The sequence below is a fragment of the Halobacillus litoralis genome, from assembly GCF_020524085.2.
Taxonomy (GTDB): domain Bacteria; phylum Bacillota; class Bacilli; order Bacillales; family Halobacillaceae; genus Halobacillus; species Halobacillus litoralis_E.
The window spans coordinates 143,716-163,788 of sequence record NZ_CP129016.1 but is presented as its reverse complement, the minus strand read 5'-3'; the positions used below and the strand labels follow the sequence as shown (position 1 = coordinate 163,788).

At 44.6% G+C, this 20,073-nt stretch carries 21 protein-coding genes and 1 pseudogene; 16 read left to right on the top strand and 6 right to left on the bottom strand.

Annotated features, from left to right (window positions below; genetic code table 11):
• Positions 1 to 113 precede the first annotated feature (113 nt).
• The 13 genes from LC065_RS00960 to LC065_RS00900 all read left to right on the top strand — a co-directional run bounded on the left by LC065_RS00960 (position 114) and on the right by LC065_RS00900 (position 11,994).
• Entirely contained in the window at positions 114 to 575 is a 462-nt protein-coding gene (locus tag LC065_RS00960) for a DinB family protein (RefSeq protein ID WP_226594051.1), read from the top strand.
• A gap of 718 nt (positions 576 to 1,293) precedes the next feature.
• A complete protein-coding gene (locus tag LC065_RS00955) occupies positions 1,294 to 2,505 on the top strand; it encodes an acyl-CoA dehydrogenase (protein WP_226594054.1) in 1,212 nt (403 codons plus the stop codon).
• A gap of 4 nt (positions 2,506 to 2,509) precedes the next feature.
• A complete protein-coding gene (locus LC065_RS00950; RefSeq protein ID WP_226594056.1) occupies positions 2,510 to 3,289 on the top strand; it encodes an SDR family oxidoreductase in 780 nt (259 codons plus the stop codon).
• A gap of 29 nt (positions 3,290 to 3,318) precedes the next feature.
• Positions 3,319 to 3,897: a TetR/AcrR family transcriptional regulator gene (locus tag LC065_RS00945; protein ID WP_226594058.1), complete on the top strand. Its 579-nt coding sequence runs from the start codon at positions 3,319 to 3,321 to the stop codon at positions 3,895 to 3,897.
• Positions 3,887 to 4,759, top strand: coding sequence for a 3-hydroxyacyl-CoA dehydrogenase family protein (locus tag LC065_RS00940; RefSeq protein WP_226594061.1), 873 nt, complete (start codon positions 3,887 to 3,889; stop codon positions 4,757 to 4,759). The genes LC065_RS00945 and LC065_RS00940 overlap by 11 nt, the downstream gene beginning before the upstream one ends.
• 12 nt (positions 4,760 to 4,771) lie before the next feature.
• Positions 4,772 to 5,170, top strand: coding sequence for an acyl-CoA thioesterase (locus LC065_RS00935; protein WP_226594063.1), 399 nt, complete (start codon positions 4,772 to 4,774; stop codon positions 5,168 to 5,170).
• Positions 5,171 to 5,182: 12 nt separating this feature from the next.
• Positions 5,183 to 6,244, top strand: a complete 1,062-nt coding sequence (locus LC065_RS00930) for a phosphotransferase family protein (protein WP_226594066.1) — start codon at positions 5,183 to 5,185, stop codon at positions 6,242 to 6,244.
• Between the two features lies 1 nt (position 6,245).
• Positions 6,246 to 6,989 (top strand): 2-phosphosulfolactate phosphatase, encoded by a 744-nt coding sequence (locus tag LC065_RS00925; RefSeq protein WP_226594068.1) that lies wholly within the window; start codon positions 6,246 to 6,248, stop codon positions 6,987 to 6,989.
• Positions 6,970 to 8,730 (top strand): acyl-CoA dehydrogenase family protein, encoded by a 1,761-nt coding sequence (locus tag LC065_RS00920; RefSeq protein ID WP_226594071.1) that lies wholly within the window; start codon positions 6,970 to 6,972, stop codon positions 8,728 to 8,730. Before LC065_RS00925 ends, LC065_RS00920 begins: the two co-directional genes overlap by 20 nt.
• A 17-nt stretch (positions 8,731 to 8,747) precedes the next feature.
• Positions 8,748 to 9,533: an enoyl-CoA hydratase/isomerase family protein gene (locus tag LC065_RS00915; RefSeq protein WP_226594074.1), complete on the top strand. Its 786-nt coding sequence runs from the start codon at positions 8,748 to 8,750 to the stop codon at positions 9,531 to 9,533.
• A gap of 11 nt (positions 9,534 to 9,544) precedes the next feature.
• Complete coding sequence (locus LC065_RS00910) at positions 9,545 to 10,519, top strand: quinone oxidoreductase family protein (protein WP_226594078.1); 975 nt, start codon at positions 9,545 to 9,547, stop codon at positions 10,517 to 10,519.
• A 105-nt stretch (positions 10,520 to 10,624) separates the two neighbouring features.
• The gene (locus LC065_RS00905) at positions 10,625 to 11,182 is read left to right on the top strand and encodes a GNAT family N-acetyltransferase (RefSeq protein WP_226594080.1); all 558 of its coding nucleotides are present in this window, start codon (positions 10,625 to 10,627) and stop codon (positions 11,180 to 11,182) included.
• Complete coding sequence (locus tag LC065_RS00900) at positions 11,179 to 11,994, top strand: protein phosphatase 2C domain-containing protein (RefSeq protein ID WP_226594082.1); 816 nt, start codon at positions 11,179 to 11,181, stop codon at positions 11,992 to 11,994. The genes LC065_RS00905 and LC065_RS00900 overlap by 4 nt, the downstream gene beginning before the upstream one ends.
• A gap of 40 nt (positions 11,995 to 12,034) precedes the next feature.
• Here LC065_RS00900 and LC065_RS00895 read toward each other — a convergent pair whose 3' ends face one another.
• The 5 genes and pseudogenes from LC065_RS00895 to pxpB form a co-directional block, all read right to left on the bottom strand.
• Positions 12,035 to 12,697 carry an O-methyltransferase gene (locus LC065_RS00895; RefSeq protein WP_226594084.1) on the bottom strand — a complete coding sequence of 221 codons (663 nt, stop codon included), beginning with the start codon at positions 12,695 to 12,697 and terminating at the stop codon, positions 12,035 to 12,037.
• Positions 12,698 to 13,551: 854 nt separating this feature from the next.
• Positions 13,552 to 14,742, bottom strand: coding sequence for an NRAMP family divalent metal transporter (locus LC065_RS00890; protein ID WP_226594086.1), 1,191 nt, complete (start codon positions 14,740 to 14,742; stop codon positions 13,552 to 13,554).
• Between the two features lie 51 nt (positions 14,743 to 14,793).
• Complete coding sequence (locus tag LC065_RS00885; protein WP_226594088.1) at positions 14,794 to 15,567, bottom strand: LamB/YcsF family protein; 774 nt, start codon at positions 15,565 to 15,567, stop codon at positions 14,794 to 14,796.
• A gap of 12 nt (positions 15,568 to 15,579) precedes the next feature.
• Positions 15,580 to 16,581: a 5-oxoprolinase subunit C family protein gene (locus LC065_RS00880; RefSeq protein ID WP_226594090.1), complete on the bottom strand. Its 1,002-nt coding sequence runs from the start codon at positions 16,579 to 16,581 to the stop codon at positions 15,580 to 15,582.
• Positions 16,578 to 17,299: pseudogene (pxpB, locus tag LC065_RS00875) on the bottom strand (5-oxoprolinase subunit PxpB). Before pxpB ends, LC065_RS00880 begins: the two are co-directional and overlap by 4 nt.
• Before the next feature lie 253 nt (positions 17,300 to 17,552).
• Between pxpB and LC065_RS00870 the strand changes: the two are divergent.
• The 3 genes from LC065_RS00870 (at position 17,553) to LC065_RS00860 (ending at position 19,179) form a co-directional block, all read left to right on the top strand.
• On the top strand, positions 17,553 to 18,020 hold the full coding sequence (locus LC065_RS00870; RefSeq protein ID WP_226594096.1) for a DUF2188 domain-containing protein: 468 nt from the start codon (positions 17,553 to 17,555) through the stop codon (positions 18,018 to 18,020).
• A 63-nt stretch (positions 18,021 to 18,083) separates the two neighbouring features.
• Complete coding sequence (locus LC065_RS00865) at positions 18,084 to 18,296, top strand: DUF2188 domain-containing protein (protein WP_206948621.1); 213 nt, start codon at positions 18,084 to 18,086, stop codon at positions 18,294 to 18,296.
• Positions 18,297 to 18,984: 688 nt separating this feature from the next.
• Positions 18,985 to 19,179, top strand: a complete 195-nt coding sequence (locus LC065_RS00860) for a YwbE family protein (RefSeq protein ID WP_146815384.1) — start codon at positions 18,985 to 18,987, stop codon at positions 19,177 to 19,179.
• A gap of 79 nt (positions 19,180 to 19,258) precedes the next feature.
• Here the strand turns inward: LC065_RS00860 and LC065_RS00855 are convergent, their stop codons facing one another.
• Positions 19,259 to 19,657: a hypothetical protein gene (locus tag LC065_RS00855; RefSeq protein WP_226587831.1), complete on the bottom strand. Its 399-nt coding sequence runs from the start codon at positions 19,655 to 19,657 to the stop codon at positions 19,259 to 19,261.
• Positions 19,658 to 20,073 lie beyond the last annotated feature (416 nt).

The window sequence follows — 20,073 nt, the reverse complement described above, 5'->3', positions numbered from 1 at the left end:
TGGGTTGAGAGGATCATCAGTTAATCCCATTATAAATGGTAGAACTACTCTTTTCCAATAGGATTGACTGAAGGTTCATAAAAAAGGGAATATCCAAGTGAGGAGGTGGTAACATGGCGTTAAGAGAAGTGTTATTAGAGCAGTTGAGATCCGTTCATGATGAAAATAGCTGGTTCGTCTGTTTCAATTATGCCGTAAGAGAATTGGAAGAACCACAAGCGGTTGAAAAACTGGATGATCGATCACATTCTATAGCGGAAATTGTGCATCATCTTTATTTTTACAACGAACGGTATTTAAGCCGATTCCGTGGGGAGGAGGTCATGGAACGCCCGCGTCACTATGATACGTTTCAAAATCACGGCCAAATGCAATGGCATTCCAGAGTGGCTGACTACCAAATGGTCCTGACCATGTTTAGACAAGAACTCTTATCATGCAGTCAAGAAAAGCTTGAAATGTGGGCGGAAACGTTGTCGAATTTATTCATGCATAACGCTTATCATATCGGACAGATTGTAACCATCCGAAAACGAAACGGATGGTGGGGGATAAATCCAGTAGTGAAAGGTTAATTTTATGAAAAGATATCGTTTAATCAACCTACTATTAGGGATCATTGCGAGCGTTAGTCTCTTTATTGGAAAGGAATAAAATAAGCAGGAAGCACTAAAGAGAGAAAATATCCGTGAGATCACTTTAGAAATAAAAGGAGATCGCGCACGCAGCTGTTATCTCTTTCTTTACAACTCATAAAACATTTCCTCCTTTGTTATTCTCCACATTCTATGGCTTCTCGTAGAGAGTGCTTGTATAGGTGTCTATTACTCTAAGAATCTTCATAGTTTGTAAAAATTCTAGGTGAATGCCAAGGCAACAAGAGGATCGAGGCATACCTTATAGTACTGAGTGTTCACGAAAGCTCAAGGTTCATGGTTACCACGCCATGGAAAATTTCCCTACGGTCTGATGCCAGCGTACACTGGCATCTTTTTTATTTCTCTTTATTACGCCTAATGCAGGATTGGAGAAGAATCGATTTTGAGGCATTCCGTAGTTGAATTTGCCGTGTTGGGCGTAAGGAAGCGAGTCATCTCCTGACGCCCTGATCGAACTCACAACCCATTTGGAACTGAGCCCTCAACAATCGGGAACTTTTCTCTTAATATGGAAAAAAACTATAATTTAAAAATATGAATAATCATTCACTTTTTGTTGAATTTTCAGAATAGTAGGTATAAAATGAATGCATACTAACCGTTTGGTATGTTTTATGAAGAAGGAGGAAATAGGGTGAACTTTGATTATTCCGATAAGGTGAACGGCTACCTTGAAAAGGTGCAGCGGTTTATGGATGAACACGTTTATCCAAATGAATCGGTGTACGAAGATCAATTAAATGCACAAAAGGATCGCTTTTCGGAAGTTCCTCCTATCATGGAAGAACTGAAATCGAAAGCGAAAGAGGAAGGGCTTTGGAATTTATTTTTACCTGATGATACATATGGAGCGGGGCTCACAAACCTTGAATATGCTCCGCTTTGTGAGATGATGGGCCGCTCGCTTATTGGTCCCGAAGTCTTCAATTGTAATGCCCCGGATACAGGAAATATGGAGGTACTTGCACGTTATGGAAGTCAAGCTCAAAAGGACGAATGGTTGGAGCCGCTTTTGAAGGGAGAGATCAGATCCTGTTTTTCTATGACCGAACCGGATGTGGCTTCTTCGGATGCTACAAACATTAAATCCAGCATTTCGCGGGACGGAGATGATTATATAATCAATGGTCGGAAATGGTGGTCTTCAGGAGCAGGAGATCCTAGGTGTGAAATCGCCATTTTTATGGGGAAAACGAATCCTGATGCCAAACGTCATGAGCAACAGTCTATGATTCTTGTTCCTTTAAATACAGAGGGGGTTCACATCAAACGTATGTTACCTGTGTTTGGATACGATCATGCCCCTCATGGACATGCGGAAATTGATTTTCATAATGTCCGTGTCCCGAAGGAAAACATGATTTGGGGAGAGGGGAAAGGGTTCGCCATCGCTCAAGGTCGTCTAGGACCCGGAAGAATTCATCATTGCATGCGGTTGATTGGAGCGGCGGAACGAGCTCTTGAAGATTTATGTAAGCGTGTTCAAAACAGGGTGGCTTTTCATCGTCCTTTATCAGAGCAAGGAGTCGTGAGGGAGTGGATCGCCGATTCCCGGACTGAACTTGAACAAGCGCGCCTGCTCACTTTGAAAGCTGCGTACATGATGGACACTGTCGGAAATAAAGAAGCGAAAACGGAAATCGCCATGATCAAGGTGATCGCTCCGAATATGGCATTAAAAGTTATTGACCGGGCGATTCAGGCCCATGGGGGTGCCGGAGTCAGTGATGATTTCACCCTGGCTGCTCAATGGGCAAACTCTAGAACACTCAGGCTGGCAGATGGGCCGGATGAGGTTCACCGGAGACAGATCGCTAAACTTGAACTATCCAAATATGAGGAGTGAGACCATGCATGTCAGAAATCTTTTTGATTTGAAAGGGAAAACCGCTCTCGTTACGGGAGGCGGACGTGGGCTTGGTGAACAAATTGCTGAAGGTCTTGCGGAAGCAGGGGCGAATATTATCGTTTGTTCCCGAAAAAAAGAGGCGTGTGAACAAACGGCGCTCAGGCTGGAGAATGAATGTGGTGTGGAGACACTAGCGCTTGAGTGTGATGTCACGAACCCTGAAGATATTGATCGTGTAGTGGATGAAGCGGTAGCCAAATTCGGAGCGATTGATATTCTGGTCAACAACAGTGGGGCAACATGGGGCGCACCGACACTTGAAATGCCACTGCAAGCCTTCCAAAAGGTGATGAACGTTAATGTGACCGGAACATTTCTGATGTCCCAGAAGGTCGGCGAACAAATGGTCAAACAGAAATCAGGAAAGATCATCAATATCGCTTCTGTTGCTGGACTTGGTGGAGCGGATCCAAGGTTTATGGAGACGGTCGGCTACAATGCCAGTAAAGGTGCGGTCATCACTTTTACAAAGGATCTTGCTGTGAAGTGGGGCATGCATAACATTCAGGTGAATGCCCTTGCTCCTGGGTTCTTCCCGACAAAAATGTCGAAAGGGGTGCTTGAGCACGGTGGAGATTTCATACTTGATCGAACGCCTCTCGGACGATTTGGTTCCGAGGAGGACTTGAAAGGAGCCGCTCTATTTTTAGCATGCCGAGCATCGGATTATGTCACCGGGGACATTCTCGTGGTCGACGGTGGCATGCACGCTTCCTGTTAATGGATCTTGCTGAGTTAGGACGGGTTGACATGAAAGAAAAAATGATGGTCACAATCATAGAATTATTCGGTAAAAAAGGATTCCAGGCCACTTCGATCCAGGACATCGTTGAAGCGAATGGAGTGACGAAAGGGACATTCTATTACTATTTCAAAAATAAAGAGGATGTGCTCGTTCATATTCACCAATCTTTTATAGATCACCTTCTAGATGGACAAGAGAAAATCATTACAAATGAGAGTCTTTCCAACTGTGAAAAATTGTATAGAATCGTAGAGTTGTTGATCAGCAATATTCGGACAAACGGGCACAGTGCACTCGTGTTTTTTCAAGAAATGAGACACCTGAGTGAAGAGAAGACAGCCATCATTCTGCCCAAACGCCAACAAATCCAAGTAAACATCCAGAAAGTGTTGGAAAAAGGGATGGAAGCTGGGGAGTTCAAGAAAGACGTGCGTGCAGATATGTTGTCTTATGCTGTCCTTGGCATGGCGAACTGGAGCTATTTTTGGTACGAACCTGATGGAGAAGTGGATGAAAAGACTTTGACGGATTTGTATATGCGATTGATTTTTAAAGGGATTGAGGAGGAGATCAATGACTATTGAGAAACTAGCGGTTGTCGGAGCAGGCAGCATGGGTCATCAGATTGCCATGCTCGGTGCATTAGCTGGCTATGAAACAAAACTCCAGGACATCAGTCAGGAATCATTGGAAAAGGCAGAGGCGAAGCTTGCAGGGATTATGGATAAGTGGGTGAAAAAAGAAAAAATTTCTCAGGCCACGCGTGAAGAAGCTTTTTCCCGCCTTCATTTCACAACAGAACTCGAAGAAGCGGTCTCAGATACAGACCTTGTTATTGAAGCTGTCGTTGAAAAGCTGGATGTGAAAAGAGACGTGTTTGCAAAACTGGATGAGTGTGCTCCATCCCATACCATTTTTGCGACCAATTCTTCGACCATTGTCAGTTCATTGATTGCTGATGCAACGTCGAGGCCTGAGAAGGTGTGCAACATGCACTTTTTCTTTCCGCCACTTGTTATGGACTGTGTGGAAGTCGTCAAAGGGGAACATACGTCAGAAGAGACGGCTGCTGTGGCCATGAAGGTATGTGAAGAGATGAATCGTACAGCGGTCCTTTTGCAAAAAGAAATCTCAGGATTTATCGCCAATCGAATTTTATTTGCGATTCAAAAGGAAGCGATGAGCTTGTATGAGGGTGGATACGCTGATTACGAAGATATCGATAAAATAGTGAGAAAGGCGCTGAATCATCCAATCGGTCCATTTGAATTGATGGATTTATCAGGGATAGACGTCGGCTATTACGTCATGCAGCAACAGTATGAAGAAACAGGCGATCCAAAAGACCGACCATCTAAAACTTTGGAAGAGAAAATGAAAGCAGGGGAGCTCGGCCGCAAAACAGGGAAAGGTTTTTATACTTACGATAGCCCTGTGAAAAGTTGAGGAGGAAAACAAATGCATGAAATAGAAGTGAATGTAAGGTTTTGTGAAACTGATTTATTAGGGCATGTGAATAATAATAACTTCTTTGTCTATATGGAGGATGCGCGTATTCGATTTTTTAAGGATCTGGCGCTTGTGGGAGATGATTGGAACTTCATCCTTGCTTCGACGAAATGTGATTTCATCAAACAGGTGTATTTTAATCAGACGCTGATCATTCACAGCCATGTCGTAAAAATTGGACGCTCAAGCTTTCATTTAGAGCAGGACATGTATGAGAAAGAAACGGGGGAACTGGTTGCCAAGGGCTTGTCTGTCATTGTTCAATTCGACTTCGAGCAACAGCAAAGTGTTGCTATGACACCTGAGATGAAAGAATCTTTGTCATCCTATCAAATGGTAGCAAAATAAAGGAGGTTCTTCATGGTTTACGCAGAAGATACAAGGCCTGTCCGCCAAGGGGAAGAGCTTGAAGTAAACAAGCTTGAGCGTTTTTTGAGGGAGAAGTTAGAGATTCCTTCGGGTGACATGCAAATCAGGCAGTTCGGGGCGGGGCATTCCAACTTGACTTATGAACTGTCAGTCGGCGAAGAGTGGAAAGTGGTCTTACGTCGTCCACCCATGGGGCCGGTCGCTCCAAAGGCGCACGACATGGAACGTGAATTCAAAGTTCTTCAATCCTTACATCCGATCTATCCTTTGGCACCGAAACCCTATCTCTATGAATCTGGCAATCTGATTGGCCGTCCTTTTTTTCTCATGGAACGGAGAGAGGGACTCGTTTTTGATTCCACCTACCCTGAAGGAGTGGACGCGACAGAGGAACTAGGGAGGCAGCTGTCTGAGACAATGGTCGACCGGCTGGCAGAACTTCATTCCCTGGACTACCGGGAAACTTCTTTGAAAGATATGGTCAAGCCTGAAGGTTTTATGGAAAGACAAGTACATGGTTGGATTAAACGCTATGAAAAGGCGAGAACCGATGATGTGGTTTCCGGGGAGCGTTTGAAAAAATGGCTGATCGACCATATACCTGCATCCAGAGGAGCTGCCATTATTCATTATGATTACAAGTTGAATAATGCCATGTTCAGTAAGGATAATCCTTCGCAGATGGTAGGTTTGTTTGATTGGGAAATGACGACCGTCGGTGATCCGATGGCCGATGTTGGCGCAGCCATGAGCTATTGGATTCAGAAAGACGATCCAGAACTTCTGAAAACGGGATTAGGGAAGCCGCCTCTCACTGTTCAGGAGGGGTTCTATACAAGAGATGAATTCATTCACCGCTATGCTGAAAAAAGTGGACGTAATGTGGAGGGCATTAATTTTTATTTGACCTTCGCCTATTTTAAGCTGGCAGGAATCGTACAGCAGATCTATTATCGCTACAAAAAAGGGCAGACCAAGGACCCGAGGTTCGCGGAGATGCATGTTTTCGTCAATCATTTAATCCGTCATGCGGAAGAAACAGCAGGTCTCTAGGATGGGGGATATCCAAGTCATCTTTAAGAAGGAAGACATACGCCCGGAAAAGCTAAAAGGGAAAGTGGTTGTCGTCTTTGATGTCTTATTTGCCACATCGACGATTACAGCAGCGATTGCAGATGGTGCATCCAGTGTCATCCCTGTATTCAGCGTCGACGAAGCGCGGAAAAAAGCGGCGCAATTCAAAGATCCTTTCGTTATCGCCGGAGAAGATAAGGGGAGAAGGATTGAGGGGTTCGAACCACCACTAAGGACGCATTTGAAGTCGATCATTCAGAATAAACATCTGATTTTGACGACGACAAACGGAACGGTCGCCTTACATCAATCAAGGCAGGCCTCTTGTCTATACGCCTCTTCACTCCTCAACAATCCAGCGATGGCGGATCATTTGGAAGAGCATCATAAAGGGGAAGATGTCGTCCTCGTCTGTGCAGGATCAAGCGGGAAATTTACCGTCGAAGATTTTTATGGTGTCGGAAGTTTAGTCTATCACATGCAAATGAAAAGCAAATGGGGGCTCTCCGATGCAGCGGTTGCGGCTCTCGGTTTTTACGAAGGAAGTGGCGCTGCAAAGGAATTATTCAGAACCTGCAAAATTGGAAAATTACTTGTGAATGCCGGGCTTGACCCTCAAGAAATTGACTTTGTTGCTGAGGAAGGTTTATTTGATTCTATACTCATATATGACCGTGAAAGCGGGCAAATCAAGGAGGGTAAAAATGCAACCAGTTCAGCATAACATTCGAGGTGGAGAGTTTTTGATTTCGGAGATCTCAGAGGACTCAGTGTTTACACCCGAAGACCGGACCGATGAGCATAAAATGATGGCTGCCACTGCTCGACAATTTATTACCCGGGAAATTCACCCCAATCGGGACCGAATCGAAAGTGGAGATTTTGATTTTGTAGCTGAAAAAATGCGTCATGCCGGAGATTTAGGACTGCTTGGTCACAGCATTCCTGAAAACTACGGGGGATTGGGCTTAGATAAGGTCAGTAAAGGGATTGTCGGTGAAGCATTAGGAAATGCGAGTGGCTATAGCGTTGCGCATTCGAACCACACGTGTATTGCTACGTTACCGATCACCTATTTTGGTACAAAGAAGCAAAAAGAAAAGTATTTGCCTAAACTTGCATCAGGAGAGTACATAGGGGCTTATTGTCTGACAGAACCCGAAGCAGGTTCAGACGCTCTATCCGCAAGAACGACTGCTGTGCTTAATAATACAGGTACCCATTATCTATTAAACGGATCCAAAATTTATATCACCAATGCTGCTTTTTCCGATACGTTTATTGTCTATGCGAAAGTAGACGGAGAGCTTTTTACCGCTTTTATTGTTGAAAAAGATTTCCCTGGACTTTCAATCGGACCAGAAGAAAAAAAGATGGGAATTAAAGGTTCTTCGACTTGCTCAGTAGTGATGGAAGATTGTAAGGTGCCGGTTGAAAACTTGCTCGGGGATATTGGTAAAGGCCATTTGATCGCTCTCAACGTTTTGAATTTAGGGCGTTTTAATTTAGGTTTTGCCACTATGGGAGCAGCCAAATATAGTTTGCAATTAGCCATTACCCATGTGAAAGAACGGAAACAGTTTAAAAGAAGCATTGCAGAATTTCCGGTTACGAAGGAAAAACTCGCTTCAATGGCCGCGCGAATCTATGGAACAGAATCACTGCTGTATCGAACAGCTGGTCATATTGAAGCTTCTCTTCACGGTCACTACGATTCGGAGGATCGAGGAGCAACGGCTAAAGCGATGAATGAGCATAAGCTTGAGGCTGCGATTTGTAAGGTTACCGGATCAGAAACACTGGACGAAGTGGTAGATGAAGCGTTGCAGCTGCATGGAGGAGCGGGGTTCATCAAGGAATATCCAATTGAACAAGCTTATCGAGACTCAAGAATTAACCGGATCTTTGAAGGAACCAATGAAATTAACCGTCTGTTGATTCCGGGGGCCTTTTTCCAAAAAGCTGCAAAGGAGGAATTTGATGCGGCATCACTGATGGAAAAAGCGGAGTATTCACTGAAAAATGGTGGATATAAACATTCTGATCCATGTAAGGAAGTTATCGCTCTCATGAAGGATTTGTACCTTGTTTGTGCAGGAGCAGCTTATCGCATGTATGGAAAAGCCATACAGGAAGAACAGGAAGTATTAATGAAGCTTGCCGATCTTGCTATTGAAATTTATCGCGTCGAGTCCGCAGTCTTAAGGACGAGAAAAGCGGAACAGGCGAAAGATCCAAGTCTTCCATTAAAAGAAATGATGACCTACACGTTAATTGAACAGTCCACATTGAACGTCCAGTGTTCAATCACGCGGCTTTTGTCCGCGTTGTTAAAAGGAGCGGAACGTGTTCAGACGTTACGTCATATCCCCGTGCTATTGAGCGAATACCAACGGGAAGGATCGGTGGAAAGAAACCGTCAGCTTGCCGATCGATTGATTGCAGCAGGTCAGTATGTATCATGAAAAAGGAGATGACAAGAATGAAATTAGGTAATGATCATTTAACAGTCGACGTAAAGGGCCCGGTCTTATCCTGTGTGCTGAACAGGCCGGATGCATTAAATGCTTTTTCTGATCAAATGATAATTGGTCTGCAGGAAGCTCTGGCTGAAGCTGAACGTAATGATGAAGTGAAAGTTGTAGTACTTTCTGGTGCGGGCCGATCTTTTTCAGCTGGTGGAGATGTGAAGTCCATGGGCACCGCTGATGCTCAACAATTGTATGACCACGTTGGGGAACTAAATCGGTTGATTTTAAAGATTAAAGATTTAGCTAAGCCTGTAGTGGCTGTGGTGCATGGATATGCAGCAGGAGCTGGATTCAACCTTGCCCTTGCCTGTGATCAGATTCTTGCAGGAGAAGAAAGCAAATTTGTCCTCAGCTTTGCACAAGTCGGACTTGTGTCTGACGGTGGCGGCCATTACTTTTTATCAAGATTGTTGGGCCCTTATCGTACGAAAGAATTGCTATTCCGGGCAGAACCGATTCCTGTCGAGACAGCTGCCGAGTGGGGGCTTGTCAATCGTGTCATTCCACTGACGGATTTAGAAGAAGAGGCCATGAACTATGCCCTTGCACTTTCCAAAGGTCCGGGAAGAGCCATGGGGATGATGAAAAAGATAGTGGATCAGGCCGATCGCTCAGATTTAGCTACGATTCTTGAGCAGGAAAGAATCACACAGACCATGATGGTTTCAACGGAAGATCATAAAGAAGGTGTGCAGGCATTCAAGGAGAAGCGCAAACCTAACTTTGTTGGGGAATGAGGAGGGAAAAAATGAAAGCGATTCAGTTTAAAGAATATGGAGCGCCTTCTGTATTGGAGAAGGTGGATGTCGACAGACCAGAGCTTGAACAAGGAGAAGTTCTTCTCAAAGTTCATGCCATCGGAGTGAACTATGCGGACACAGCAAGGCGTGAGGGGGCTTATGTAGTACCCACACCACTTCCCTTTATCCCTGGAGCAGAAGTTGCCGGGGTCGTTGAAGAGGTAGGCGAAGGGGTGAGCCGTGTCGCTAAGGGAGATCGTGTCGTGACGCTCATTGGCTCAGGGGGCTATGCAGAATATGTGAAGGCGAATGAGAGTACTTTGATCCCCATCCCAAATGAAGTCACAGATGAAATCGCTGTAGCTTTACCCTTACAGGGGTTAACCGCCTATCATATTCTCACAACGATGGGGAGGCTGGAAAAAGGAGAAACCGTTCTTGTTCATGCAGCGGCCGGAGGCGTTGGTTCCCTTGCTGTCCAACTAGCCAAACATTTCGGAGCAGGAAAGGTAATCGCGACGGCCAGCACAGATGAAAAGCTGAACTTAGCTCGTGATTTAGGTGCAGACTATGCCATCAACTACACGAATCCGATGTGGCGTGAAGAAGTAATGGAGGCCACGGATGGCAGAGGAGTCGATGTGGCTCTTGAAATGGCTGGAGGCGATATTTTTCACGAAACCGTCAAATGCATGAGAGCATTCGGAAGAGTCGTGGTCTATGGGGTAGCCAGTGGAGAGCCGGCGCAAATGTATCCTTCCGGGCTTATGAATCGAAATCTATCCGTTATTGGATTCTTTTTGCCACAGATTATGAAGAAGCCTGTCCTGTTTGAAAAGAGTTTGAACCATTTGTTGAAAATGGTGAAGGCTGGTGAATTGAAGTTGACCGTTGGCGGTGTGTTTGATTTAGAGGAAGCGGCTCATGTCCATGAGGTCATGCAGGCCAGAAAAACAAAAGGAAAGCTGGTCTTAAAGCCATAACATACAAAAAGTACGGCAGACTTGTTCTGTCGTACTTTTTTTGCAGGAAGAAGAAGGGATTCTGTCGAATACAAATGACCACAGAAAAAAAGGGGGAGAACACTAATGTTTGAACAAAGAATTGGTGAAGAATTATCACTGAAAATGATCGACCATCGTGATGCGGAGGAGCTATACCGACTATCAGATCGTTCCAGGGATCATATAAAAACATGGTTGCCGTGGATCCACTTTACAAAAGAAGTGGAAGATACAAGAAACTACATAAAGATGAGTTTACGCCGTTATGCAGAAAACAACGGGCTGACCGTTTGTATTCTATATCAAGGAAACATTGCAGGTGTCGTCGATTTTCATGAAATTGATGAGAAAAACAAAGCCACAAGCATTGGCTACTGGATGGGAGCTGATTACAAAGGGAAGGGGCTGCTTACACGTTCTTGTCGCGTTCTGTTCGACTATGCGTTTGAGACACTAGGTATGAACCGGATTGAAATTCGAGCCGCATCTGAGAATGAAAAGAGCCGGGCAGTGCCGGAACGGTTGGGTTTCAAGCAGGAAGGGGTCATCCGTCAAGCAGCTCGGCTTTATGATGAATACACGGATCATGTGGTTTATGGAATGCTGAAAGAGGATTGGATGAGAAGGGAGAATATCACTTGAACGTCACGGTTGTGGAACATATCCAAAAAAAGAGCCCGGTAAAAAAGGAATGTGAAGATGCGCTGGTACTAAACGAACATGCTGGTGTTTACGGCGTTTTAGATGGGGCTACTCCTCTTGTCTGCTTTGAGGATGAAGCCGGACATAATGGAGCATATCTTGCCGCGCAAATTTTCAAAACTAAAATGGAGCGGTTAAAGAGTGGAGAGAGGCTAGTGCAAGCCGTAGAAGAAGCCAACCTACATTTAAAGGAGGAGATGGTAAGGTACGGCGTCCAGACAGAACTCGGAGAAGAACGGTGGTCCACATGCGTAGCTGTTGTTAAAGTCGTGGATGACCAGATTCATTATGTGCAGCTGGGGGATTCTATGATTCTTGCAGAGGGTGAGGATGGAAAGTTTATGACTGTCACCACTGACTCTGTCAAAGGGATCAGCGAAAGAGCCAAGCAAAAACGTGTCGAAAGAAGAAAGGGTGGAGAGAACATACCACCTGAAAGTTACTATGATATACACATGAATAGGCTTCGCTATAACCGCCGGCTTGCGAATGTGGAAGGTGGCTATACGGTTGCCAACGGAATGCCTGAAGTGATGGAATACCTTGATCAAGGAGTGATCGATAGAAAAGGGATTCGGAGTCTCCTGCTTATTTCTGATGGTTTATTTCATCCTGAACTTACCCTTGAAGAAACTTATCAGAGAATTGGAGAAGTAGGGTTGGAAAGCTATGTTTATGAATTAACGGAACACCTGAATAAACATTCTCTCCATATCGATGACAGAACAGCGGTGTGGATAAAATTAAACTAAGTGTACCTTTTTATAAAAAGGTACACTTAGTTTTGGTTTTTTATGTTACAACGGCCAGGACGAAACCGTCATATCCTTTGCTTCCCACCGTTTGAAAGGCTGTGGATTCAAGGTTTGGGTGGTTGTTTAATAAGTCAAACATTTCACGTATACCTATAATACTCTTGTCTTTGCTTTCTGAGTCAAGCAGTCTTCCATCCCGAACGACATTATCTACTAAGATCGTCGTTCCGGCCTTAGATAACTTAAGGGCTTCTTTGATATAGTGGGGGTTATTATTTTTATCTGCATCGATAAAAATAAAATCAAAGGGTTCACGTCCTTCTAAAGTAGGCAGAGAATCAAGGGCAGGGCCGACAATCACTTCTATCTTGTCCTGCACCCCGGCCATTTCCATATTCCTTGAGGCGACTTCCGCATGCTTCGGGTTGAATTCTAGTGTAGTGACGTGACCATCTTCAGGGAGGGATCTTGCCATCCAGATGGTGCTGTATCCGCCGAGAGTGCCAATTTCCAATACATTTTTCGCAGCTTTCATTTTCACAAAAAGCTGAAGCATTTTTCCCTGGGCGGCAGACACGTCGATGGAAGGGAGTCCTGCTTCTTCGTTTGCTTTTAGTACATTCTCCATGACAGGATCTGTGGGAATTAGCTGGTCAATGAAGTATTGGTCCACTTGCTTCCAAGTCTCCAGATTGCTCAATCAAACCACTCCTTATGTATAAGTTTCTTCTAGTGTAATCCTCCTTCAATAAAAACTCGAGCAAAAAGGTGCTTCAGATCACCATTTCTTTATTAAAGGATATGGCAGGTTTCTTGAAGACTCAGTTTTCAAGATGTTTCGGGGATTCGTTAACCGGGTTGAGCGTCAGGGGTGGTTGGGAAGCTACTCGCTTTCCTGTGGGGGAGTGCCGAGCTTCCTCGGACTTCGTCCTGCGGGATCTCGCCTATCTCCTTTCTCCCACGGGAGTCTCGCAGCTACCCAACCACCCCTTTCAGAAGGAGAGAAACGAACCCCTTCACTGTGGGAGAGGATGCCTTTCACTATTCTGTGTTTGTAAGCATAAAACGCTCTATAATACACCTTCCGCATACAAAACAGCTTCATTGGGAGTTGATTCCCTTTTAATTAACATGTGAATAAAAGCAGTTTATTCCAGAAGTGGTTTCGAGAATATTATTTGGTAAAGGGGCGGAGGGGAATGGCGAGACTCCTAACTTAAGTGTGCAGGCGCCTCGATCAGCGGCGTATGGACTGGACTGAGCTGGAGGAGATAAAGGAAACACGAAGAACGAAGTGATTCGATGTTGACTTATCGTACAGAAGCGAGGGAAGTCTCACTAGCCGCTAGGCGCCGGAATCGGATATCGAAGAGAAAAAAGTGCAGGGTGAGACCCCACAGGACGAAGTCCGAGGAGGCTCACCGCGCTCCCGCGGAAAGCGAGCTATTCCCCGCAGCCCCCATCCAATCAACAAAAGTCTCGAAACTGAGTCTTCAAGTATAGGTAGCTTTAGTGCATGAAAAAAGAGCTCAGGTTGCCTGAGCTCTTAGGGGATTAACCGAATAGTTTTGGAATGCCTTGGATAAGTGACATGCCGCCCATATAGGACATGGCGATGACGATTAGGACTCCGAAGATGGTCAACCATAATGGGTGTTTGTAATCCCCGACGATTTTTTGTTTATACGCGGCTATCAGCATAACACCCAGCGCAATCGGTAGAATCAAACCATTTAACGATCCGACAAGGATCAACACCTTGACGGGCTTACCGACCAAAACGAAGACAGTCGTTGAAATGACGATAAACGCGACAATGAACCATTTGTGGTGCTTGTTAATCGTTTTATTGAATGTACGAATGAATGAAACGGATGTATATGCGGCCCCGACTACAGACGTTACAGCAGCGGACCACATGATGACACCGAAGATTTTGTATCCGACATTTCCTGCTGCTGCCTGGAAGACAGAAGCTGGTGGGTTTTCAGGGTTCAGTGTGAAACCTGAGGCTACAACACCTAAGGAAGCAAGGAAAAGGAAGATTCTCATGACGGAAGCAATTCCAATCGCAGACACGGAACTTTTTGTGACTTGCGGAAGTGCTTCTTTTCCTTTCACGCCTGCGTCTAAAAGTCGGTGGCCACCAGCGAAGGTAATATATCCGCCGACGGTTCCGCCGACGAGTGTGATGATGGCGAGAAAATCAATCGTATCAGGTACGAATGTTTTCGTGACAGCTTCTCCGACAGGTGGTTGGGCGGAGAACATGACGAAAATAGTCAATGCAATCATGATGAATCCTGCAATTTGTGCGAAACGATCCATGACTTTACCCGCTTCACGAACAAGAAAGACGGCGACAGCTACAATTCCGCTAAACAATGCCCCCATTTCAGGAGAGATTCCAAATAGTACATTGGTACCAAGACCGGCACCTGCGATATTTCCAATATTAAAGGCTAATCCACCGGCAACGATAAGTACAGATAAAAACACTCCAAGGCCTGGGAGTAGGCTGTTGGCGATATCCTGAGCCGGTTTCTCCGATACAGCGATGATTCGCCATATATTTAGCTGGGCGCCGATGTCTATAATGATGGAGATTAAGATGACAAATCCGAAACTGGCTGCAAGTTGTTGAGTGAAGTGAGTCGTTTGTGTTAGAAAACCAGGACCAATGGCGGACGTCGCCATCAGGAAAGCGGCTCCTAACAAGAGACTTCTTGTCGATTGTTCTTTCATGGAGTAGCTCCTTTGCTAGGTTTATTGTGATGTAAGATTTCTATTGTTTACTTATTTTGTGATAAATTCACCGATGGATTGAAGCTTGATTTCTGATTCTTTCAAGGCTTTTGTAATATAGTTGGCGAAATCGATGGCGCTTGGTCCATCACCATGAATACAAATGGTGTGAACATCAATATTGATATCCGTCTCCTGTACGGTACGAACTTTGTTTTCTTTAATCATGCGAATCACTTGTTCGACCGCCTGTTCGTGGTCTGTGATAAGCGCGTTTGGTTCTCTTCGTGAAGTAAGCGATCCATCTGATTGATAGGTGCGATCTGAGAACACTTCACTAGCTGTTTTAAGTCCATGTTCGCGACCTGCTTTCACGAGTTCACTTCCTGCAAGTCCAAAGAGAACCATCTCTGGGTCCACATCGTAAACGGCCTTGGCAATGGCGGTTGACAACTTAGGATCTTTGGCAGCCATGTTAAACAGAGCGCCGTGGGGCTTGACGTGTTGTAAATGTCCCCCTTCTGTATCCACAAACCCTTTGAGGGCTCCTATTTGATAGACAACCATATCGTAAGCTTCCTCTTCAGAAATCTCCATTGGTCGACGTCCGAACCCGGCTAAATCTGGCAGACCTGGATGGGCGCCGATTCCAACGTTATGCTCTAAGGCCTTCTGCACCGTTTTTCTCATTATAGTTGGATCCCCTGCGTGGTAACCGCAGGCGATATTCGCGGATGTTACATATTTCAGTATTTCTTCATCGCGACCGATGGTATAGCGGCCAAAACTTTCTCCCATATCGCAATTCAAGTCGACAATATGCATGGAATCTCCTCCTTAACGAAGTTTCGTTTCAATCCCTCTTTGTAGCTGTTTCAGGTTTTTCTCTTTTTCTAAGAGCAGACGTTGAGCTTCTTCATGGGTAATAGGGGAGAAACTTATACTTTCTCCCGGCCGCATTTGTGCAATTCTCGGTAAATCGATTGAAGCTACTTGTCCGATTTTTGGATAACCACCTGTGGTCTGATGGTCCGCTAATAATAAGATCGGATTTCCATCTGGAGGTACTTGAATGGTCCCAAATGTAACGGCTTCTGAAACGATATCTTTCTTTTTCTCGAGAGTCAGGGTCGATCCATTTAAACGATAGCCCATTCGATCTGATTTCGAATCAATTTGAAAAGGATCGTTGAAAAATTGTTCTTTACTCTGTGCTGTAAATAAGTCAAATTCACGGCCGGGCATAACTCGAATCGGCTGGTCGCTCTTCGTGTAATTGGTGAATTCTGGACCGACGAACCATGAAGCTTCATTATAAGATGTAGTTTTTTCTACAGTTTTAAGTTGTTCTTTCGAATGTTCAAGCGGAGAATCAGGGCGGCCAAATCGAAGTTGGTCTCCTTTTTCTAATGTACGTCCGTCAAAACCTCCCATGTTTGCGCGGAGATATGTAGAAGAACTCCCCATAACCTTCCGTACTTGAAATCCACCAGCTATGGATAGATAGCACCTGAAGCCTTTTTTTGGTTGCCCAAAGCGAAGCTCGCTTCCTTTTTTTATGTACAAAGGTTTCCACATGGAAACACTATCACCGTCAATCATGGGCGTAAGGTTTCCTCCACAGATAGCGATGAAAGCATCTTCTTGAAATTCAAGAACCGGTCCCATCAGTGTTATCTCCATTGTCGCTGCATCGGTAGAATTTCCGACAAGGAGGTTTGCGATTCGGTGGGCCTGTTGATCCATGGCTCCACTTACAATGACCCCATCTTTTTGATAACCGTACCGCCCTGTATCTTGAATGGTTGTCATCAATCCTGATTTCAATACCGAAATCATTGTTCCCCCTCCTTCAACTGTTTATATTCTGTTTCATCAATACGTGTGAAACGAATGCGGTCTCCTGCCTGAAGGAGAGAAGGATGATCTCTGTCAGCTTCGAAAAGTTTTAGTGGGGTTCGGCCTATCAACTGCCATCCCCCCTGGCGTTTCAATGGGATATACACCAGTTTGCTCTCCTGCAATGCCCACGGATCCTGAAGGGATCGACAGCCTTGGATCGTCACGACGAGGAGCGGCGATTTTTTTATCCATTCCCCCGATATAAGGAAAACCAGGCGCAAATCCTATCATATACACTAAGTAATTTCCCTTCATGTGGGTGTCGATGACTTCTTCTTCGCTTATGCTATTGTGTGAAGCGACAAAGGAGAGGTCTGGTCCCCATTCTCCCCCCGTAACACACAGGTATTTCTATAGTTCTCTTCTCAGAATGATAGGAAGAAGATTGAGATAATAGATCTAAGACCTTTGTTCTTGCCCATTCAAAGGGAAGGAGGTCTTGTGAACGTGTTTGTTTAGCTATGTAGTAGGGGTTATATAGAATGGTTAGAGTAGAAAAAGCTGGAATGTATTCAATCATCCAGTCGGGCTTTTGTTCATCAAGTTGTGCGGCTGCCTGACGGACTTGTTGATTGGTCTCCTCATTTATAGATTCTCCAAAATCGATAAGGAGAGCCTGATCTCCAAGGGGGTGAATGCTTATATTCAATAAAATACCTCCTATGAACTTTTAAAGTAGTGGATGCCAAACCATTATAGTGGATGTGTATCCATGAGCTATGATGTGAACGAACCGTTTAAATTTGGCAGGAAAATATCAAAGTATGTCATTTTTTCTAACTTAACGACGTTAATATCGTATCTTATTTTTCCTGTTGTTTCAATTCGACCAAGGTCCCCGATTGGTTTAGTTTCGCTTTGTGGAAGGGAATAAAAAAGATAACTAATAAATGAGGAGGACGAGTGGGATGCCGTGGGATACAGAAGATTACCCAAGCTCATTCAAAAACTTGGAAACACCTATTAGAAAAAAAGCGATTGATATAGCCAACGCCATGATTGACGAAGGGTATAAAGAGGGGCAGGCCATACCTATAGCAACAGAACAGGCTAAAGAATGGTATGAAAATGCAGATAAGAAAGAAATCAATCGTGTGAAGCAAATGAGCGATAAAAACCTGAAGACAAGGGACGGGGAAGGAAGGCAGGGAGAGAGCCGCCCTGAGCTCCTGGAAAAAGGTCAACATGTCGTTGCGCATGAGGATGGATGGGCTGTAAAAACAGAAGATGCGAAACAACCGTCTGATGTTTTTGATCAAAAGCAGACAGCGATTGACCGAGCAAAAGAGATTGCTGAAAACAAAGGAACACAAGTAATCATTCATAAAAAAGATGGAACTATTCAGGAAAAAATGTCAATAGATGGAGAATCTTAGGTTTAAGACTTTTCGTAACAGGATATATAGCTTATATAATAATTATTCAAGGAGGAATTCAAAGTGGCTGACAGTAGAAATCAAGCAGAACATGTAGTTTCTCATGAAGAAGGTTGGGCTGTAAAAGCAGAAGGTGCAGAACAACCGACGAAGGTGTACGAAAACAAACAGGATGCAATTGATCGTGCAAAAGAAATCGCACAAAACAAAGGAACTTCAGCGGTGATCCATACCAAAGAAGGTAAAATTCAAAATCAATACAACTATAGCAGCTAATCAAACATAAAAAAGCACTCCCTGCGAGTGCTTTTTTTTATGTTTGATTTAATAACGGGGAGGTATTATTGAACTAAATGGCAGGTTTCTTGAAGACTCAGTTTCGAGATGTGTCCGGGGTTCGTTGCCTTGTTGGGCGTTAGGGGTGGTCGGGAAGCTACTCGCTTTCCTGCGGGGATGACGGCAAGCCTCCTCGTGCTACGCACTGCGGGGTCTCGCCAGCCAATCCATTCCCGCGGGAGTCTCGCAGCTTCCCAACCACCCCTTTCGATGTAAGAGAGAAACGAACCCCTGCACCAAGTTGAAAGGTCTCCCACTATCCTGATGTGATTAGTATAAAGCGCTCTATCACAAGCTTTCAGCATGCTGGATGGCGTCCTTAGAAGTTCATTCCGTTCGAATGACAACGTGCAAAAGCAGCTTATTCCAGAAGTGGTTTCGAGATACTTATATGGCGAAGGGGAATGGCGAGACTCCTGCGGGAAAAAAGTGCTTGGTGAGACCCCACAGGACGCAGTCCGAGGAGGCTCACCGCGCTCCCGCGGAAAGCGAGCTATTCCTCGCAGCCCCCATCCGCTCAACAAAATACTCGAAACTGAGTCTTCAAGAAAAGGGAGCTTTAGTTGAATAAGTGACGGGGAGGGAATTGTGATAGAATACGGAGGAGACTGAATGTGGAGGTTCCAAAATGAATGGACAAAAAAGAAGTGACATTAAAATAGGGGCAGAAGTAGAAATCGTCCTGAAGAAAGACCAACGAACAGGGGCACTGACCAGTGGGAAAGTGAAAGATATCCTCACCAAGTCCCCGAACCACCCTCATGGAATAAAAGTACGCCTGGAAGACGGTCAAGTCGGTCGAGTGAAAAACATACATTCCTAAGAATAGCTTCCTTGCAATGACAAAGAGCCCATGCAAAAACATGGGCTCTTTAATTATATAGACATCTAAGAAACTAAGATTATATATGACTCTTTTGTTTTTCAAAGTTTCTATAGGGTATTTCAATTGTAAAAAACGCACCGTCTTCATCTTCTGTAACTGCAAGGATGGTATATTCTGCACCGAAGATTTGTTCCATGGCATAGTCTCCGTTATCAAAAGGCTCGCCATCAATGGAAAACCCGGTTTGCAACAATGCATGACGGTCTTCTTCTGTGAAATTACTGATTTCATTGAGAAGCACCATGGGCCGGACAAGTGTCTCTCCTTCAGGCTCATCAAGAAGGTCGTAGTTAATCTGTATGTTCACCAAATCACGAGCATCGCCGAGCATATCGAGTACGATGGTTTTGAATTCTGATAAGTCCATAAGAAAGCGGACATCTTCGGGTTCGATACGGTCTAAGTACCGGGACATTTCATAAGCCTCCTTTTATGCGTCTAAGGCTTATATTACCATGAAAGCCTCTCTTTAAACCTATGTAAATTGGAAAAGCGAGAAGGGCGGCCGCCCTTCTCGCTTTGTATACTTTCGGAAAATATCAAGTTTTCCACTTGCTTTTATCGCAAGGCTTGTGGAACTTTGTCCATGTTAGTGCCGCGGTTCAAAATTCTACATGGTAGTTTTTGGCAACTTAAACGACGCAATCCCTACCTCTATTGCATCCTTACAGCTCCGAAGCTGATCCAGTGTGATTAAGTTGTATCAAAACGTAGCAGAATGCCAGTCTCATACAAATCACTCTTTTCTTTTCCGAGTTACCTTCTCTAGAAGGCACTATCAAAACATTATAAACTCTGTATTCATAAATGTCAATAGTGTACGTTTTGGGA

Coding starts and splice junctions, on each gene's coding strand:
- LC065_RS00960 (WP_226594051.1), top strand. CDS start 114: ATGGCGTTAAGAGAAGTGTTATTAGAGCAGTTGAGATCCGTTCATGAT.
- LC065_RS00950 (WP_226594056.1), top strand. CDS start 2,510: ATGCATGTCAGAAATCTTTTTGATTTGAAAGGGAAAACCGCTCTCGTT.
- LC065_RS00945 (WP_226594058.1), top strand. CDS start 3,319: ATGAAAGAAAAAATGATGGTCACAATCATAGAATTATTCGGTAAAAAA.
- LC065_RS00940 (WP_226594061.1), top strand. CDS start 3,887: ATGACTATTGAGAAACTAGCGGTTGTCGGAGCAGGCAGCATGGGTCAT.
- LC065_RS00935 (WP_226594063.1), top strand. CDS start 4,772: ATGCATGAAATAGAAGTGAATGTAAGGTTTTGTGAAACTGATTTATTA.
- LC065_RS00930 (WP_226594066.1), top strand. CDS start 5,183: ATGGTTTACGCAGAAGATACAAGGCCTGTCCGCCAAGGGGAAGAGCTT.
- LC065_RS00925 (WP_226594068.1), top strand. CDS start 6,246: ATGGGGGATATCCAAGTCATCTTTAAGAAGGAAGACATACGCCCGGAA.
- LC065_RS00920 (WP_226594071.1), top strand. CDS start 6,970: ATGCAACCAGTTCAGCATAACATTCGAGGTGGAGAGTTTTTGATTTCG.
- LC065_RS00915 (WP_226594074.1), top strand. CDS start 8,748: ATGAAATTAGGTAATGATCATTTAACAGTCGACGTAAAGGGCCCGGTC.
- LC065_RS00910 (WP_226594078.1), top strand. CDS start 9,545: ATGAAAGCGATTCAGTTTAAAGAATATGGAGCGCCTTCTGTATTGGAG.
- LC065_RS00905 (WP_226594080.1), top strand. CDS start 10,625: ATGTTTGAACAAAGAATTGGTGAAGAATTATCACTGAAAATGATCGAC.
- LC065_RS00890 (WP_226594086.1), bottom strand. CDS start 14,742: ATGAAAGAACAATCGACAAGAAGTCTCTTGTTAGGAGCCGCTTTCCTG.
- LC065_RS00885 (WP_226594088.1), bottom strand. CDS start 15,567: ATGCATATTGTCGACTTGAATTGCGATATGGGAGAAAGTTTTGGCCGC.
- LC065_RS00880 (WP_226594090.1), bottom strand. CDS start 16,581: ATGATTTCGGTATTGAAATCAGGATTGATGACAACCATTCAAGATACA.
- LC065_RS00870 (WP_226594096.1), top strand. CDS start 17,553: ATGCCGTGGGATACAGAAGATTACCCAAGCTCATTCAAAAACTTGGAA.
- LC065_RS00860 (WP_146815384.1), top strand. CDS start 18,985: ATGAATGGACAAAAAAGAAGTGACATTAAAATAGGGGCAGAAGTAGAA.
- LC065_RS00855 (WP_226587831.1), bottom strand. CDS start 19,657: ATGTCCCGGTACTTAGACCGTATCGAACCCGAAGATGTCCGCTTTCTT.